Origin of the sequence: Vibrio clamense (assembly GCF_050337905.1) — a bacterium.
In the GTDB taxonomy this organism is placed as follows: Bacteria; Pseudomonadota; Gammaproteobacteria; order Enterobacterales; family Vibrionaceae; genus Vibrio; species Vibrio cortegadensis.
The window spans coordinates 262914-281173 of the sequence record NZ_JAKJTJ010000020.1; the positions used below are offsets into that span (position 1 = coordinate 262914).

General features: G+C 41.6%; 18 protein-coding genes. 8 read left to right on the top strand and 10 right to left on the bottom strand.

Going from position 1 to position 18260, the window contains the following annotated elements; all coding sequences use genetic code 11:
- Positions 1-78: 78 nt before the first annotated feature.
- Entirely contained in the window at positions 79-1149 is a 1071-nt protein-coding gene (dinB, locus tag L4C39_RS06335; RefSeq protein ID WP_261888947.1) for a DNA polymerase IV, read from the bottom strand.
- Between the two features lie 205 nt (positions 1150-1354).
- Between dinB and L4C39_RS06340 the strand changes: the two genes are divergently transcribed.
- Complete coding sequence (locus L4C39_RS06340; protein ID WP_429745039.1) at positions 1355-2569, top strand: diguanylate cyclase; 1215 nt, start codon at positions 1355-1357, stop codon at positions 2567-2569.
- 83 nt (positions 2570-2652) lie between these two features.
- On the opposite strand, the gene nqrM is transcribed toward L4C39_RS06340, so the two are convergent.
- From nqrM to bolA, 9 genes are all read right to left on the bottom strand, one after another.
- Positions 2653-2907, bottom strand: a complete 255-nt coding sequence (gene nqrM, locus L4C39_RS06345) for a (Na+)-NQR maturation NqrM (RefSeq protein WP_017054008.1) — start codon at positions 2905-2907, stop codon at positions 2653-2655.
- Positions 2908-2921: 14 nt separating this feature from the next.
- Positions 2922-3932, bottom strand: a complete 1011-nt coding sequence (locus L4C39_RS06350; protein ID WP_429745251.1) for an FAD:protein FMN transferase — start codon at positions 3930-3932, stop codon at positions 2922-2924.
- A gap of 178 nt (positions 3933-4110) precedes the next feature.
- Positions 4111-5334, bottom strand: coding sequence for an NADH:ubiquinone reductase (Na(+)-transporting) subunit F (gene nqrF, locus L4C39_RS06355; protein ID WP_017054010.1), 1224 nt, complete (start codon positions 5332-5334; stop codon positions 4111-4113).
- Positions 5335-5369: 35 nt separating this feature from the next.
- Positions 5370-5966: an NADH:ubiquinone reductase (Na(+)-transporting) subunit E gene (gene nqrE / locus L4C39_RS06360; RefSeq protein ID WP_017054011.1), complete on the bottom strand. Its 597-nt coding sequence runs from the start codon at positions 5964-5966 to the stop codon at positions 5370-5372.
- A 7-nt stretch (positions 5967-5973) separates the two neighbouring features.
- The gene (locus L4C39_RS06365) at positions 5974-6606 is read right to left on the bottom strand and encodes an NADH:ubiquinone reductase (Na(+)-transporting) subunit D (protein ID WP_017054012.1); all 633 of its coding nucleotides are present in this window, start codon (positions 6604-6606) and stop codon (positions 5974-5976) included.
- The gene (locus L4C39_RS06370) at positions 6606-7376 is read right to left on the bottom strand and encodes a Na(+)-translocating NADH-quinone reductase subunit C (RefSeq protein WP_017054013.1); all 771 of its coding nucleotides are present in this window, start codon (positions 7374-7376) and stop codon (positions 6606-6608) included. The genes L4C39_RS06365 and L4C39_RS06370 overlap by 1 nt, the downstream gene beginning before the upstream one ends.
- The gene (locus tag L4C39_RS06375; protein WP_017054014.1) at positions 7366-8607 is read right to left on the bottom strand and encodes an NADH:ubiquinone reductase (Na(+)-transporting) subunit B; all 1242 of its coding nucleotides are present in this window, start codon (positions 8605-8607) and stop codon (positions 7366-7368) included. Before L4C39_RS06375 ends, L4C39_RS06370 begins: the two co-directional genes overlap by 11 nt.
- A 4-nt stretch (positions 8608-8611) precedes the next feature.
- Positions 8612-9952: a Na(+)-translocating NADH-quinone reductase subunit A gene (locus L4C39_RS06380; RefSeq protein ID WP_113799068.1), complete on the bottom strand. Its 1341-nt coding sequence runs from the start codon at positions 9950-9952 to the stop codon at positions 8612-8614.
- A gap of 430 nt (positions 9953-10382) precedes the next feature.
- Positions 10383-10691, bottom strand: a complete 309-nt coding sequence (bolA, locus tag L4C39_RS06385; protein ID WP_017054016.1) for a transcriptional regulator BolA — start codon at positions 10689-10691, stop codon at positions 10383-10385.
- A 198-nt stretch (positions 10692-10889) separates the two neighbouring features.
- Here bolA and L4C39_RS06390 point away from each other — a divergent pair, with 198 nt between their 5' ends.
- From L4C39_RS06390 to csdA, 7 genes are all read left to right on the top strand, one after another.
- Positions 10890-12041, top strand: a complete 1152-nt coding sequence (locus L4C39_RS06390; protein WP_136995496.1) for a methyltransferase — start codon at positions 10890-10892, stop codon at positions 12039-12041.
- Between the two features lie 65 nt (positions 12042-12106).
- A complete protein-coding gene (locus L4C39_RS06395; protein WP_017054018.1) occupies positions 12107-12676 on the top strand; it encodes a YajG family lipoprotein in 570 nt (189 codons plus the stop codon).
- The gene (locus L4C39_RS06400; protein ID WP_017054019.1) at positions 12676-13224 is read left to right on the top strand and encodes a peptidylprolyl isomerase; all 549 of its coding nucleotides are present in this window, start codon (positions 12676-12678) and stop codon (positions 13222-13224) included. Before L4C39_RS06395 ends, L4C39_RS06400 begins: the two co-directional genes overlap by 1 nt.
- Positions 13225-13319: 95 nt before the next feature.
- Positions 13320-14693, top strand: a complete 1374-nt coding sequence (locus tag L4C39_RS06405; protein ID WP_429745043.1) for an AmpG family muropeptide MFS transporter — start codon at positions 13320-13322, stop codon at positions 14691-14693.
- A gap of 389 nt (positions 14694-15082) precedes the next feature.
- Entirely contained in the window at positions 15083-15886 is an 804-nt protein-coding gene (locus L4C39_RS06410) for a nucleoside-specific channel-forming Tsx family protein (protein ID WP_429745044.1), read from the top strand.
- 108 nt (positions 15887-15994) lie between these two features.
- Positions 15995-16888: a 2-dehydropantoate 2-reductase gene (gene panE / locus L4C39_RS06415; protein WP_429745046.1), complete on the top strand. Its 894-nt coding sequence runs from the start codon at positions 15995-15997 to the stop codon at positions 16886-16888.
- 109 nt (positions 16889-16997) lie between these two features.
- A complete protein-coding gene (gene csdA / locus L4C39_RS06420) occupies positions 16998-18209 on the top strand; it encodes a cysteine desulfurase CsdA (protein WP_429745048.1) in 1212 nt (403 codons plus the stop codon).
- Positions 18210-18260 lie beyond the last annotated feature (51 nt).

Genomic DNA, 18260 nt, shown 5'->3' on the forward strand with positions numbered 1-18260 from the left:
TTCTTCTTAGTCTTATGCTCTGGCTCTGGCTCTGGCTCTGGCATAGCAATCTATGCCCAAATGCGATTTAAATGCTAGTTAAAAAAAGCTGAGTTGTTTCATTTGGGCTTCAGGTTTAAGCATGACGTTTAAGCCAAGTAAACGGATCTCTCGTCCTTTTTGACGCTGTAATATATCTCGTAGCAAGCCTTTGAAGTCATCCAGCTCTAGTTGATGATGTATATGCTCAATCGTAGTCTGTTGAAAATCAGCAAACTTCAACTTAATACCTTGTTTGATGATCGCTTTATCAGCCGTTGCCTTGCCTAATCTTCGGTCTAATTCCGGAAAAAGCTGCCCTTCAATCACTTGCCAACACTGCTCGTAACTAGAGATATTTTGGCTGAACGTCCTTTCAACGCCGACGGATTTTCGTTCTCGCTCAACCACGATTTCTCTGTCATCAATACCATGGCTACGCTTCCAAAGAGAAGCACCTTGACGCCCAAACTTAAGCAGTAATTCACGGTAATCACTATTCTTAATATCTTCACAAGTATAGAAGCCTGCCTGATTTAGTTTCTCTAAGCTAACTTTTCCCACTCCTGGGATTTTTTCCAATGGCAACTTATCGACAACTGCTTGCACTTGATCTGGAGGAATAACAAACTGCCCGTTAGGCTTATTCATATCCGAAGCGACTTTCGCGAGAAACTTAATTGGAGCGACACCAGCAGAAGCAGTTAAATTAAGCTCTTGCCAAATATCGTTGCGAATCGCTTGTGCAATCAAGGTCGCAGAACCTTGGCATAAGGTTGACTCCGTCACATCAAGATATGCTTCATCCAGCGATAAAGGCTCAATTAAATTGGTATAACGGGAAAAAATCTCTCGAATATGCGTGGAGACCTCTTTATAAACCTGCATTCTTCCAGGTACAACAAGTAGGTGCGGACATAGTTTTAATGCTTGGCCCGTGGGCATTGCGGAACGAATTCCAAATTTTCGAGCTTCGTAATTGCAGGTACTCAGCACGCCACGCTGTTTTTCATGCCCTCCAACCGCTAAAGGTCGATTTCTATATTCGGGGTTATCTCGAACCTCCACAGCAGCAAAAAAACAATCCATATCAACGTGGATTATTTTCCTAATTTTATCTATTGCGGTCATCACTACATCCCCCAATTATCGAACTGTATATAATACCAGTATAATTATTCATTGGTAAATTGGTAATTATGGCGTTTCCCCCTCAATATTAATGATAAAGTAGTAATTAAACATAAATTCACCAATGATTTATAAAAATATCATTTTTTATGATAGACGTGAGTCTGTACAATTTGAATCAATACTGATCGATAGGGACATTTGATTGAGTAATAAAATACTAGTCGTTGAAGACAGTCGGGCGTTTCGTAGCTATTTACATCAGCAACTCACTCAAATAGGTTGCGAGGTGGTACTGGCGGAGTCTGTCGAACAAGCGAGAATAATTTTAAATTCAGAGTCTGATTTTTTATGTACCGTGCTCGATTACTGCTTACCAGATGGTCAAGACGGTGAAATTATTGACCTAGTTTTAAGCTTTAATCACAGAGTTATTGTCCTCACGGCTATGGTTCAAGAAAATGCCCGTGAGCAAATACTGTCTAAAGGTGTGCTCGACTATATTTATAAAGATAGCCAAGCTTCCATTGCCTACTTACTCATTTTAGTTCAGCGACTGATTAATAACCGAAACCATAAAGCCCTCGTTGTTGATGATTCTTCGACGGTCCGACGCCATGTAGTACAGCTTTTAGAGCATCAATATATTCAAACGATTGAGGCCGAGAATGGCGAACAGGCAATATCACTTCTCCAGCAAAATCCAGATATCACTTTCATTATTACCGATCACGACATGCCAGAAAAAGATGGCATCCAGATGACTCGTGACATCCGTATTACCTATGATAGAAATCAACTTGCCATTTTAGGGTTGTCAGGTAGTGATGACAGAGCAATGACCGCGCGTTTTCTTAAGGCGGGAGCGAACGATTTTTTATACAAACCATTTAATCAAGAAGAGTTCTTCTGTCGTGTCCATCAGATTCTAGACATGAAAGAAGCCACTGACAAATTGTATAAAATGGCGAACCAAGACGCTCTTACTGGCTTATGGAATCGACGCTACCTGTTTAATCAAGTTTGTGATGGTTGTAATAAGCGCAATATTGCGATGATTGATATTGACCATTTCAAAAAGGTAAACGACACCTATGGTCATGATGGTGGTGACAGCGTTTTAGTCACTCTAAGCCATATATTAAGTATTTACTTTAAAGATGACGTGGTTGCCCGCTTTGGTGGTGAAGAGTTTTGTATTCAATCATGCTCACCGTTTAACGAATTCATCCAACAATTGGAAAGAATGAGAAAACGAATAGAGAAGACCGAGATCAGTCATAATGGCGAACCAATATCCATTACCATCAGTGTCGGCACATCTAACACCCCAGCAAGCTTAGATGAGCAGATAACTCAAGCCGATGATCGACTGTATCAAGCCAAAAATGAGGGAAGAAATAGGATTGTGTATGAATGATAGTGGTACTCATCAGATAAAATAAAACCCAAAACAAACTGTTTTGGGTTTTGAGAAATATCATATTGTTCTAAGCGGTTTGCTTAAGCGATTCGGTCTTTTTCCCATGCGGCAAGCTGCTCATTTCGAGCGGCAAGTTTCTCTTCTCGCATCGCTTCTCTTGCTTCACGCTTCTTACGTGCATCACAAGGTTCAGGACAATTACATACCTTATCGATACCTACAGCACCAAGACCGCCACAGCTTCCTTTCACTACTTTTTTCTGTACGATGTAACCAACCGACATCGCCACAACAAAAGCTAGAAACGCTCCGAATGTAATCAAAAATGTATTCATTTTATCGCTCGCTCTTATTTATATTTCTTCATAAATGGTTTGAATGCTTCAGAAGCGATCTCTTCAAATCCGTCTTCTGTTTTCACAACCATAAATACAGGTATGTTTTTCTGATTTGCGACTTCCATGCCTTTCTCTTCACCCAATACCATTAAGCCTGTCGCCAAACCATCAGCGGTCATAGACGAAGGATCCAAGACGGTCACAGAGACCACTTTATGACGAATTGGCTTACCCGTTTCTGGGTTAATAATGTGGGAGTAACGAATGCCGTCTCTCTCAAAATAAATTCTGTAATCACCTGATGTCGCAACCGCCATATCACCCGGTTCAATAATTTCTTGAATGGTACGCTCATCAACGCTTGGTTTTTCAATCGCGATGCGCCAGCCTATATCTTCTCGGTTTTTCCCTTTCAGACGAATTTCACCACCGACTTCAACCATGTAATCAAGAATTCCTTGAGACTCAAGGTAATCAGCAACAACATCAACCCCCCACCCTTTTGCAATCGTTGATAAATCAACATACAGGTTAGGGATATCCTTAGTTAACGACGAACTCGTCGCTGTCAGGTGTTCAATACCAACATTCGCCTGACGGGCTTTAAGCTCTTTATCAGTAGGTACAACTTCCGGTCTTGCCTCTGGACCAAAGCCCCATAAATTCACTAAAGGCCCAACGGTTACATCTAATGCACCTAATGTAAGACCGTTCAAACGTATCGCTTCTTTCACAACCAATGCCGTTTGCTTTGATACTTCGAATGCATCTAAACCTTGATACTGGTTAAAACGGCTTAGCTCAGAGTCTTTTCGATACGTCGACATCTGATCATTAACTTCTTCGAGTAAGCGATCAATTTCAACTTGAAGCGCTTCAGCTTTAGGTGTGTTCTCAAGTGTTATGTACTTAACATTGTAGCTTGTCCCCATCGTAGGACCACTTAAATGCACCTGTTCACGAGGTTGCGTACAAGCAACAATAGTTGTAATCGAGATAAGTGTCACAAACCAAAATTTAATATTTTTAGCTAGGTGAATAATACTGAATTTCACTAGCAACTCCTTGAGTATAAATAACTGATTTATAGGTACTCACCAAAAAAGGGAATCAATGAATAGCTATAAATGAATAATCTAATTCTAAAAAACAAATGGCTGACTCCAAAGAGTCAGCCATAGATTCAATCACTTAGGTAGATTAACCACCAAAGTCATCAAGCAAGATGTTTTCATCTTCAACACCAAGATCTTTCAGCATGCCGATTACAGCAGCATTCATCATTGGTGGACCACACATGTAATATTCACAATCTTCTGGTGCTTCATGATCTTTCAAATAGTTTTCATAAAGTACGTTGTGAATAAAGCCTGTGTAACCATCCCAGTTATCTTCTGGCTGAGGATCTGAAAGTGCACAATGCCATACGAAGTTTTCATTCGCAGCCGCTAGGCCGTCAAAATCTTCAATGTAGAACATTTCACGTTTAGAACGCGCACCGTACCAGTAAGACATCTTACGAGTAGAGTTAAGACGCTTAAGTTGGTCGAAGATATGAGAACGCATTGGAGCCATACCAGCACCACCACCAATGAAGACCATCTCATTGTCAGTTTCTTTTGCGAAAAACTCACCAAATGGACCAGAAATCGTACACTTATCACCTTCTTTCAGTGACCAGATGTAAGATGACATCACGCCTGGTGGCACGTCTGGGTTGTTTGGCGGCGGAGTCGCAATACGTACGTTAAGCTTGATAATGCCTTTCTCTTCTGGGTATGACGCCATAGAGTAAGCACGAATCGAAGGTTCAGTAACGATTGACTCATAACGGAACAAGTTAAACTTATCCCAGTCACCACGATACTCTTCTGGAATATCGAAATCAGCGTATTTGATGTGATGCGGTTCAGCTTCAATCTGGATGTAACCACCAGCTTTAAACGGAACTTCTTCACCTTCTGGGATCGCAAGAGCAAGTTCTTTGATGAAGGTTGCTTCGTTATCATTAGAGATAACAGTACATTCCCATTTTTTAACACCAAAGATCTCTTCTGGAAGTTCGATTTCCATGTCAGTTTTAACGGCTACCTGACACGCTAGACGTTCGCCTTCACGAGCTTCACCTTTGCTGATGTGGCTAAGTTCTGTTGGTAGAATATCGCCACCGCCAGATTTAACTTTTACACGACACTGACCACAAGAGCCACCGCCACCACAAGCAGAAGAAACGAAAATACCACTACCCGCCATTGCGTTAAGTAGTTTGTCACCTGGAGAAGTTTTAAATGCTTTCTCTGGGTCACCGTTTACTGAGATAGTCACGTCACCTGACGGTACAAGCTTAGATTTAGCAAATAAAATTACTAATACTAGAACAAGTACAATCAGAGTAAACATCACTACTCCAAGAATAATATCCATCAACTATTCCTTAAATATTGTGCGGTTTACCCGACTTACAGTTGAACACCAGAGAAAGACATGAAGCCTAACGCCATCAAACCTACTGTGATGAAAGTGATGCCTAGACCACGAAGGCCTGGAGGTACATCTGAATATTTCATCTTCTCACGAATACCAGCAAGTGCCACGATAGCTAACATCCAACCCACACCAGAACCAAAGCCGTATACCACAGACTCAACGAAGTTATAATCACGTTGAACCATGAAAGATACACCACCAAAGATCGCACAGTTAACTGTGATCAGCGGAAGGAAGATACCAAGTGCGTTGTACAAAGGTGGGAAAAAGCGATCCAGTACCATCTCAAGGATTTGTACTAGAGCTGCAATTACACCAATGAAGGTAATGAAGTTAAGGAAGCTTAAATCCACGCCATCAAGCAGCGCATTCTCTTTTAGTACAAATGTGTAAACCAAGTTGTTTACAGGAACAGCAATCGTCAATACAACAACAACGGCAATACCAAGACCAAAAGAGGTTTTCACTTTCTTTGAAACCGCTAGGAATGTACACATACCTAGGAAGAAAGAGAGCGCCATATTTTCAATGAAGATCGATTTAACGAGTAAACTAATATAATGTTCCATTTTTACCTTACTCCTTCGCTTCTACTTGTTCAGGTCGAATGATACGGATAGCCCAGATCATGAAACCGATTAAGAAGAACGCCGATGGTGCGAGTAGCATCATACCGTTTGGTTGATACCAGCCACCTTCACTGATTAGAGGTAGAACCTCCATGCCGAACAACTTACCTGAACCGAATAGTTCGCGGAAGAATCCAACAGTAATCAGAACGAAACCGTAGCCTAAGCCATTACCAATACCATCAATAAGAGAAGGAATTGGCGCTGATTTCATTGCAAATGCTTCCGCACGACCCATTACGATACAGTTCGTAATGATCAAACCAACGAATACAGAAAGCTGCTTAGAAATATCGTATAAGTAAGCTTTAAGTACTTGGTCTACCACGATTACTAGAGATGCAATGATCGCCATTTGAACGATAATACGCACACTACCAGGAATATGGTTGCGAATTGAAGAAACAAAGAAGTTAGACAGTGCTGTTACAAAAGTTACAGCAAGCGTCATTACAAAGGCAGTTTCTAATTTAGTGGTTACCGCAAGAGCAGAACACACACCAAGAACTTGTAACGCGATAGGGTTGTTATCCAACACTGGCGCTAAAATGCTCTTTTTAATATCGTTTGCACTAGCCATTAGTTCAAACCTCCATCACGCACTTTAGCTAGGAAAGGACCAAAGCCTTCATCACCTAACCAGAAGTCAAAAGTACCTTGAACACCGTTACCCGTTAAGGTTGCGCCAGATAGGCCATCAACGCCGTGTTCAGAACCTTGAGGAGCGCCACCTTTAACCACTTTAATCGCTGGTTTATGGTTCTCATCAAACAGTTTCTTACCCACGAATTGAGCACGCCATCTTGGGTTTTCTACTTCACCACCAAGTCCAGGAGTTTCACCCTGTTCGTAGTAAGTAATACCCGCAACAGTGTTACCATCGGTTTCTACTGCAACAAATGCGTACATCATCGACCAAAGACCACTACCGTGAACCGGAATGATAACTTTTGATACAGCACTGCCATCTTTAACTAGGTATACAAGACCTTCGTTAGCACGGCGGATGATTTTCGCTTTATCTTGTTCAGCAGTCAGTTTGATCGATAAGTTCTTATCTTTAGCCGCTTTACGCTGGTCGTAAGTTGCAGCATCGCCGTCAACAAACTCACCAGTAGAAAAGTCAACCAGACGAGGTTCGATGTACTGAGCGAAAAGATCAGGGATCTTCTTACCTTCAGTATCAAGACCTGCAACTTCAACAATCTTACTTTGCTTATCTAGCACTGCATTTGCTTTCTGCTTATCACGCAGGCTAACAGCTGCTGTTGATACGATGATTGAGCACACTAGGCTCAATGCGATAACAACAAACAGCGTCTTTTTAATGCTATCGTTATTACTTGCCATAGCGAGCTAGTCTCCGTTTGATATTCTTCTCGATCACAATGTGGTCGAACAGAGGAGCAAATAGGTTAGCGAATAGAATCGCCAGCATCATACCTTCTGGGTATGCTGGGTTAACAACACGAATCATCACACACATTGCGCCGATAAGGATACCGTAAGCTAACTTACCTTTATCAGTAAATGATGCAGATACAGGGTCGGTTGCCATGAAGAACATACCGAATGCAAAACCACCAAGTACTAGGTGCCAGTGCCAAGGCATGCTAAACATTGCGTTAGTATCTGAACCTACTAAGTTAAATAGTGTTGAAACCGCGATCATACCTAGCATTACACCGACAATGATGCGCCATGAAGCAATGCCCATGTAAACAATCATTGCAGCACCAAGCATAAGAGCTAGTGTAGACACTTCACCAATAGAGCCTGGAATGTTACCAACGAATGCATCCATCCAAGTGATAGCTTCACCTGTCACGATATTCATTAGTTCACCGCTACCACCTTGAGCCCATTGGCTAAGAGCAGTTGCGCCAGAGAAACCATCAGCTGCAGTCCATACTACGTCACCAGAAATCTGTGCAGGGTATGCAAAGAAAAGGAACGCACGGCCAGCAAGTGCAGGGTTTAGGAAGTTACGACCTGTACCACCAAAGATCTCTTTAGCTACGACAACACCAAAGGTAATACCTAGTGCTGCTTGCCATAGAGGAAGTGTCGGTGGAACAATCAGTGCGAATAAAATAGAGGTAACAAAGAAACCTTCGTTAACTTCATGTTTACGCACCATACAGAACAACACTTCCCAAAATCCGCCCACTAAAAAGACAGTAGCGTAAATTGGTAGGAAGTAGGTCGAACCCAGTAGCATTTTACTGCCCCAACCTGCATCCGCAGAGATGGAACCGCCAAGCATTTCTGTTAACCAGTAATGCCAGTTACCTGCAACTACTGATACTAATTCAGCACCAGAGTACATATGTGTTAGCGCAGCGATCGCTTGACCACCAGCGTTATACATACCCCAGAACATTGCTGGGAATACGGCTAACCAAACCATAATCATGATACGTTTTAAATCAACGCTATCACGAACATGCGAGCTACGTTTTGTTACTGTACCAGGCGTGTAGAACAACGTTGCCGTTGCTTCATACAGTGCAAACCATTTTTCATGTTTGCCACCAGGTTCAAAATGATGCTCGATGTCTTCAAGAAACTTCTTAAGCATGGAATTATCCTTCCTTCTCAATCTTGTCTAGGCATTCACGAAGTAATTGACCATATTCGTACTTACCTGGACATACAAAGGTGCACAATGCCAAATCATCTTCATCTAATTCAAGAGCACCAAGGCTCTGTGCGCTATCGATATCGCCAGCACATAGATCACGAAGAAGCAATGTTGGTTCCATATCAAGTGGCATTACTTTTTCGTAATTACCAATTGGAACCATTGCACGATCACTACCATTCGTTGTCGTTGTCATATTAAACAACTGACCATTGAATAAGTGACCAAGGAATGAGCGAGTAACAGAGAACTTATTCTTACCAGGCATAGCCCAACCGAATAGCTCTTTCTCGCGACCTTCACGAAGAACAGACACTTGCTGATGGTAACGGCCAAGGAAAGCATGAGGGCCGGTAGCATGAACACCATTCAGAACTGAACCTGAAATAACACGAACTTCGCCAGGAATTAACTCATTATCTGTTAACTCATCAAGGCTAGCACCAAGCTGAGTACGAACAAGACGAGGGTTATTTACCACTGGACCCGCAAGAGAAACAACACGATCTGTGTAGATTTCACCGGTAAGGAAAAGCTTACCGAAAGCGATAACGTCCTGATAGTTAATGCTCCACGCAACATTTTCAGCATTTACCGGATATAGGTAATGCATGTGCGTACCAGCAAGACCTGCTGGGTGAGGGCCATCAAAAACGTGTTCTTCGATGTTTGGTTGAGCCGAACGAGGAAGGCTTGTACCTTTTTTACAAACGTACACCTTGCCATCAGTTAGAGTCGATAGAATGTCCAGGCCGGCAATAAATGCATCAGACTGTTCATTAATAATCAATTCAGGCTCTGCTGCGAGTGGATTGGTATCCATAGCAGTAACGAAAATGGCCTGAGTTGTAGACTCAATGGCTGGAACCTTGCTGAACGGACGAGTTCGCAGAGCGGTCCATGAACCAGACTCAATTAACTGAGCTTTAACCGCTTGACGGTCAAGTTTAGCTAATTGGCTAGCTTCAAAGCTATCAAACGTAATTTGCTCATTACCTGCAACTTCAATAACAACAGATTGAAGTACACGTTTAGCACCACGATTAATTTCGATAACTTTACCGCTTGCTGGAGAAGTAAATTTAACGCCCAAATTCTTCTTATCTTCAAAAAGAATTTGACCTTTTTTTACTTCATCACCAACGCGAGCATGCATCGTAGGACGCATACCAACGTACTCTTCGCCAAGCAAGGCGACTTTATTGATGGACTTACCATCATTAATCACCTGGGATGGAGTTCCTGCAATAGGAAGATCCAAGCCCTTCTTTATTGTAATCATACGCGCTTGCACTACTTTATCGGGAAAAAGATTCTTTAATTGCGTAACATTTAGACACGACATTTAAGTGTCCGGCCTTAGTATAATGACACACCAAGATCGCAACATTCTCTTAAAAAGACAATTACAATCAGTAATTGCTATTTATTAGGTGCAGTAGTTTAGCATCTTTTTAGAATGGGATGCCATGACCAACCGCTTGAATAGACATTTTATTTACGAGGAATTGCTGTATATAGGCTTGCGAATATTGATAACTTTGATGTGTCGCACAATTACTCACCGCATTATACTTTAGAGGTATACCAATATTCATAAATGGAAATATTTTACTTTAAATCCATTACATTTCTCACATGTTGAAACACTGTTAATTTTCTTCTTATCAACACAGCATATATAAAGAGCAAAACCTATTTATAAAAACCGATTATTTATCTCCCCCCATACACATCGGGCTATCAGGCACGCCATCTCTTTCGATTCTCCATTCTGATTCCGTGTATGTGTGGATTGAAAGCGCATGAATGTTATTTTTCAACTCGTCAGCTAATGCAACATTAATGAGCCTATGTCGAGCAATGAGTCTCTTGCCTTCGAACTCGTTACTGACCACAATCACTTTAAAGTGACTCTCAGAACCAGGGGGAACGTTATGCATGTAGCTTTCGTTTATCACATTCAAATACTCTGGCTTAAAAGTATTATGTAGTTTCGACTCTATCACTTCTTGGATCATTGCTCTTCCTTAGTATTCCAACAGAATTTATTCATTCATGTTTTAAGTATAAACTTTGGCTCAAATTATGTCTGTAGGGTTTTCATGGCCGAGTTATTTTCTAACTTCAAGCCATGAGATTCGATGTTTTTGTATCTTGTTTAACAAGGTTTTGCGACAATAGTTTCGTTAATCCTCCAATGTAAGCGCCAATAAACTATGAAAACTGAACTGACCCTTCATGACCGCACCCTGACCCTGAATCGTTTTCCAAAGCGATCAAATGAAACATTACAGGCGTGGGATGCCGGAGATGAGTATCTCATCAATCATGTGGAAGATATGAAACTGGAACCTGGTAAGCATATCTTGATACTCAATGATAATTTTGGCGCGTTATCTTGTTGGTTCTCAGAGAAACATCAAGTCACAATGATGAGCGACTCTTATGTATCTCATTCAGGCACATTAAAAAATTTACAACGCAATCAATGTGGACGAATCACTTTTTTGAACTGTATGGACGAGATCCCTGAGTTTATCGATTTGGTTTTGTTTCAATTACCGAAAAGTAATCGTCATCTTGTATGGCAACTTAACCAGCTAAGAAAAGCACTTCCTAAGGGCTGCCCTGTCATTGGTGTCAATAAAGTAAAAGAGATCCATACTTCAACGTTAGATCTGTTTGAAAAATACTTAGGAACTACCACCACCTCTTTGGCAAAAAAGAAGCATCGCCTTGTATTTTCGACGCCTGACTGCGAACCCGTTTTAGACGTCAACCCGATCACTGAGTGGGACGTGGATGATGAAGATATCCACTTGAAGAATTTACCAAATGTTTATTCAGGTGAAGGTCTAGACCTTGGCGCTCGTTGTTTGCTCGATCACATTCCTCAAGATCCTGAGTTACGTCATATTATTGATTTAGGCTGTGGTAATGGCGTGCTTTCTGTTAAAGCTGGTCAACTTAACCCAGAAGCTCGAATTACTTGTATTGATGAAAGCTTTATGGCGATAGATTCAGCAAAACAAAACCTTTTAGACAATTTAGGTCCAGATCGCCAAGTTCAGTTCATCGCCAATAACTGTTTAGATGGATTCAAGAAAAACAGCACCTATCTCGTATTGTGTAATCCTCCATTCCATCAGCAGCAAGCCATCACCGATCATATCGCGTGGCAGATGTTCTGTGATGCGAAGCATGTTCTTAGCAATGGAGGCAAATTAATTGTTATTGGAAACCGTCACCTCGGATACGATGTAAAGCTGGCTAGATTATTTGGTGAGGCGAATGTTGAAACTCTTGAACTCAATAATAAGTTTGAAGTTTTACAAGCCACTAGAGAGCCTGCTAACTTTAACAAATAACTGAATTTATAGTATATATCGGTAACTCTCGCGCCACCGATGATGTATTTGACAAGGAAATAGTAATGAAAAAATTGATTTTAGTCGCTTCAATGGCTCTATTGACAGCCTGTGCAGCACCACAGCAAGAACAGATTAATCTGGCTCCCAAAGCTACCTTGAGCCAAAATGACATTGTTAAAGGCAAAACATTAACACTAACCAGTAAAGATGTTCGCGCCGCTCAGTACGTTGCTCTACTCAATAATGGCCGCTCGAACATTCTGCCAATTCATGCGAAGCAGAATATGAGAATATCTTTAGAGAACGTTCTTGCTGATCAATTCTCATCTCAAGGTTTCAATGTCACTGTCGCAAGCGAGAACTCGATTACCTTAGAGATCCAAGAAGCTCTGATTACTGTACAACACTCAGTAATGGAAAACGAAATGGAAGGTAAAGTTACATTAGAAGTTACCGCTGAAACTCCGAAAGGAAAACTAGTGAGAACTTACAATGGTACAGCACAACGCACTGGAACGTTAAGCGCGTCAAATGAAGACGTCGAGATGGTTTTAAACGATGTGATCAATTTGGTATTAGCTGAAATCGCCAACGACCAAGAGCTACAAACCTACATGAAGGAACGCTTCTAATGAATCGCCTACTTTTATCCGCTTTGCTACTGGTTAGTGGCGTCTCTTGGGCAAGCCCTCAAGTGGTATTTGAAACTACATTGGGCTCTTTTACTGTCTCTTTAAATGAAGAAAAAGCACCCATCAGTGTCGGAAATTTCATTAAATACGTAAATGACGGTAGCTATGTTGGCAGCCAGTTCCACCGTGTTATCCCTGGTTTCATGGCTCAAGGTGGCGGCTTTGATAAAGATATGAAACGTCTTCCAACTTATTCTCCAATAAGTAATGAAGCGTCTAATGGTTTACAAAACAACCAAGCGACCATCGCAATGGCAAGAACAAACGATCCTAACTCTGCCACTCGCCAATTTTTCATCAATTTTGGTAACAATAATTTTCTAGATTATGGCCAACGTCCACCAGGTTATGCTGTATTTGGTAAAGTAACGAAAGGTTTTGATGTTATACAGGGTATGGCAAATAAACCCACTCACAGTTTACGTGGTATGAAAGATGTTCCTGTAGAACCCATCATTATCACTAAAGCGACACTTATTAACGATTAATACTTCTTCATGTCTCGTGTTTGATCATCTAATGCCTAGAATCTCATTCTAGGCATTATTCATTCAGCTTAGAAGAATCAACAAGGATTGGTTTTATGCCTTCAACTTCCTCCCCTTCATGGATGGACACCTTCCGCAGCTTTTTAGACAAACGCTTACTTTGGGTATTCATGCTTGGTTGTTCAAGCGGCTTTCCTTGGGTATTGATCGGCTCAAATATGTCCGGTTGGTTAAAAGATGCTGGCTTAACCCGTGCAGCTATTGGGTACTTTGGTTCTGTCTTTGCCGTTTATGCGATTAACTTTCTATGGGCTCCTCTAGTCGACCGAGTAAAGCTACCTATTCTGCATTCTGTTTTAGGTCAACGCCGTAGCTGGATCTTCCTTTGCCAATCAGCCATTCTCATTTGCACTCTATTTATAGCAGGAGTCAATCCCGCTAATGATTTAATGTTCACCTCAATGCTGGCTCTTGGCATTGCTATCGCCTCATCAACTCAAGATATTGCGATTGATGCCTTTCGTATCGATACTTTCCCTAAATCCGAATCAACTAAACTTCCTCAAGCCTCTGCTATGGCGGTAATGGGTTGGTCGACAGGTTACTCGCTTCCAGGTTATTTAGCCTTTATCAATGCTGACTCAATTGGCTGGAATGGCGTTTATTACGGTATGGCTATTATTGTGGTCGTGCTAATGGTCTTTACTCTTTTAGCAAATGAGCCGAACACCAATCGTGAACAACTACAGCATCTTGCAGAAGCTCGCCACAACAAAGTGGTTGGTTCCAAATTTATCGCTTGGATCAGCGTTACCGTGATCGAGCCATTTTATGACTTCTTTAAGCGTAATGGCGTGCAAGTTGCGATCACGCTATTGCTGTTTGTTTTCCTTTTTAAAATTGGAGAAGCTTTCCTTGGGCGCATGTCGATCACTTTCTATAAAGAGGTGGGCTTTAGTAATGAGCAAATAGGCTACTACTCTAAGCTTATCGGTTGGGGCGTTACTCTACTATTTACCTTCATTGGCAGCTTATTTAATGTCAGGTTTGGTATCGTTCGTGGTTTGATGATCGGTGGTATTGCTATGGCAGCGAGTAATTTGATGTTTGCTTGGATAGCAAATGTAGGGCCAAATGAGAACCTGTTCCTAGCGACAATCATCGTAGATAACTTTACCACCGCCTTCTCAACGATTGCCTTTGTCTCTTTCTTAACGGTATTAACAGGACAAGCTTTTTCGGCGACTCAATATGCCCTGCTCGCCTCCCTCGGCAATTTTGGCAGAACCACTCTGGCGTCATTCAGTGGTGAATTGGTCGATTACCTTAATGACTGGTCAACTTTCTTTATAATCACGGCACTGATGGTTCTTCCAAGCTTATTCATGCTTTACAGACTGCGCCATTACTTCACGGATCTACTTCATCAAGCCCAACAGCGAAACCTAAATGAGAGCTCTGATAAGTAAAGTGAAGCTGAACACAATTATTTAGTTCACCGACAAAGGAGGCTTATATGCCTCTTTTGTGTTTTTCATAACCTCACATTTTTTCAGACATTCACTGTTTTTGTTGTTTTTTCGATTGCGACATATCTCACACAAATAAAGAAACAGAATATGTAAGCTCACTTCTCCACGTAAAATGTAACGACTTAAATCACACAAACAATGCAACAAAATGTAATTTAAATTTAGTTCCGCAAAAGAGTTTTACAGCGTGATCATGATCACCATATTTGTTTGTTTTTCCGCCTTTCGTCACTACCAATTAAAAATTTTGCCGCTATTATTCTCGCCATCAGGAATACGGCTTAGATCGTATCCATCAATTAAATGCAAACATAGAGAGTCCCCTTATGCGCAAATCACTTCTAGCTCTTGGTTTAATGGCAGCAGCAACAACTGCTCCTGTTATGGCTGCAGATTACTCTGACGGCGATACTCATAAAAATGATTACAAATGGATGCAATTCAACCTTATGGGTGCATTCGATGAAAAAGGTGTAGGTTCAGAATCTAGCCATGATTACCTAGAGATGGAATTTGGCGGCCGCAATGGTATTTTTGATCTTTACGGTTACGTTGATGTATTTAACCTAGCTGATTCAGAAAGCAGTGATAAAGCAGGTAAAGATAAAATCTTCATGAAGTTTGCACCTCGTATGTCTATCGATGGCCTAACGGGTAAAGATCTATCTTTCGGTCCTGTACAAGAACTTTACGTTGCAACGTTAAACGAATGGGATGGCTTCCTTAAGAACCACAAAATTGGTCTAGGTTCTGACGTTATGGTTCCATGGCTTGGTAAAATTGGCCTAAACGTATACGGTTTCTACGATGGTAACGAGAAAGATTGGAACGGTTACCAAGTATCTACAAACTGGTTCAAACCTTTCTACTTCCTAGAAAATGGTTCATTCGTATCTTACCAAGGTTACATCGATTACCAATTCGGTATGGACGATAAAGACGCTCACCGTACAAGTGCTGGTGGTGCAATGTTCAATGGTATCTACTGGCACTCTGACCAGTTCGCAGTTGGCTACGGTCTGAAACTATACAAAGATGTATACGGCTTCAAAGATGGCTCTACTTCATTCGGTGCTGAAAATGAATCTTCAGGTGTTGGCCACTACGTAGCAGTAACTTACAAGTTCTAATTTAACTTGAAGTAATTTTCCAAAATGGCGCTCTTGAGCGCCATTTTTTATTGCTTTCTAAAGTAGCCCACTTATCATCGTCCTATACCATTCAGCTAGGACACTCCCTTGAACATCACTATTGTAGGCCCCGGTGCCATTGGTTCCCTTTGGGCATGTAAACTTCATCAAGCTGGCCATAATGTTTCGCTTTGTAGTCGCAGTACGAACAAACACCTCTCAATTAAGCTTGATAACCACCCTGAAATATCATTCCACAATAACGATGTTCAACGCCTTCAGCAGACAGATATATTACTTATTACGGTAAAATCTTGGCAAGTTGAAAGTGCCCTACTCCCTCTATTAGACAAGATCGATTCCAAAACGATACTGCTTTTTATGCACAATGGTATGGGGGCGGTTGATGACTTAAATTCTCAAATAAGCCACTTTCCGATCGTACTTGCCACCACCACTCACGGCGCACTAAAACCTTATGCCCAATGTGTGTTGTATACTGGGAAAGGCCAAACTCAAATTGGGGCATATAACGATCTAGGACAACAGTGCTCCTTTCTCGCGGATGTATTCAACCATGCTCTGCCAAGTGCGGTTTGGAACTCAGATATCAACACAGCTCTTTGGAATAAACTTGCCATCAACTGTGCGATTAACCCTTTAACAGCACTTCATCGATGTAAAAATGGCGCACTTGCACAGCCTCAATTTCAAATCGAGATACAAGAGATAGTCACTGAGCTGGTTCAAGTAATGAAAGCAAACCATATCCAAGCGGATGAAAAATCATTACTCAATACAATATATAACGTGATCAATGCCACCGCTGAAAATTACTCTTCCATGCATCAAGATATTCATCATAAGCGCAATAGTGAAATTGACTTCATCACCGGATTTTTAATCAAAGCAGCCGCTAACCACCACATAGAGCTACCTAAAAACCGCGCTTTGTATGAATCAATCAAACAAATCGAAAATAACTGGCAATCCGGAGAATAGAAAATAACGACTCGCTAATATAAGAAAGAGTTAGAAAGAGTTGTGATAGCGAGTGACTACGCCTATGATCGCTCTTTCAGCACTCACGACCACAACATTAAGTTATCTCATGTTTGATATACAAAGTATTCGCAATCAATTTCCGGCACTAGCACAAACGATCAATGACCAATCACTCGTCTACTTAGACAGTGCTGCCACCGCTCAAAAACCTCAAGTTGTCATTGATGCGATTAGCCGATACTACAGTAGTCAAAATGCCAATGTTCATCGTGGGAGCCATAGCTTAACCGCCGAAGCAACGAGCCAATTTGAAGCCGCTCGCCAAACGGTTTGCGACTTTATTGGCGCCTCTTCAGCTAAAGAGATCATTTGGACTCGCGGTGCGACTGAAGCACTGAATTTGATCGCTCAAACTTACGCTCGGAATACTTTAAAGTCTGGCGATGAAATATTGATCAGCGAAATGGAGCACCACGCAAACATAGTTCCGTGGCAGATCGTCGCACAGCAAACAGGTGCTAAAATCGTAAAAGTTCCAATGACCAGCCAATGTCAACTCGATTACTCAGCTTTTGAAACGTTAATCACACCAAAAACGAAAATAGTGGCGCTTGCACAAACCACTAATGTCACCGGAACTCGTCAACCAATAGAGTCCGTTATCAAAAAAGCGCACCAATTTAATGCAGTCGTTGTGGTTGATGGCGCACAAGGTATCGTTCATGAATCAGTAAATGTGACCGATCTCGATGCGGATTTCTACGTCTTCTCTGGTCATAAATTGTATGCGCCCGCAGGCATTGGTGTGCTCTATGGAAAACAGAGTTTACTTGAAAGTATGCCTCCATGGCATGGTGGTGGAAAAATGGTAGAGAAGGTCTCTTTTTCGGGAACCACATACTCTGAACTGCCGGGGAAATTTGAAGCGGGGACACCAAACGTTGCAGGCGCGATTGCACTGTCAGTAGCAATTGATTGGTTTCGACAATTTAAAATCTCTGACATTGAAGAACACATCACTCAGCTCCAACAATTAACCTACCAAGCGCTTTCGAAAATTGAGGACATCACGGTTATCGGTTTTCAAGAGCATGCTAGTGTGATCACTTTTATCATGGACGGTGTCCACCACCAAGACATCGCAACACTGCTTGATCAGCAAGCCATTGCCGTTAGGGCAGGACATCATTGCGCTCACCCTCTAATGGATGCGCTTGGAGTGAAAGGAACCGTCAGAATATCATTTGCTATTTACAATACGCTTGATGACGTAGAACGGTTGATCTCTGCTATCAAAAAAGCCGTAGATCTGCTCTAGAATCGAAATCAAAGCATTATATCGAATAAATAAAAAAGCCGCTGACAACAA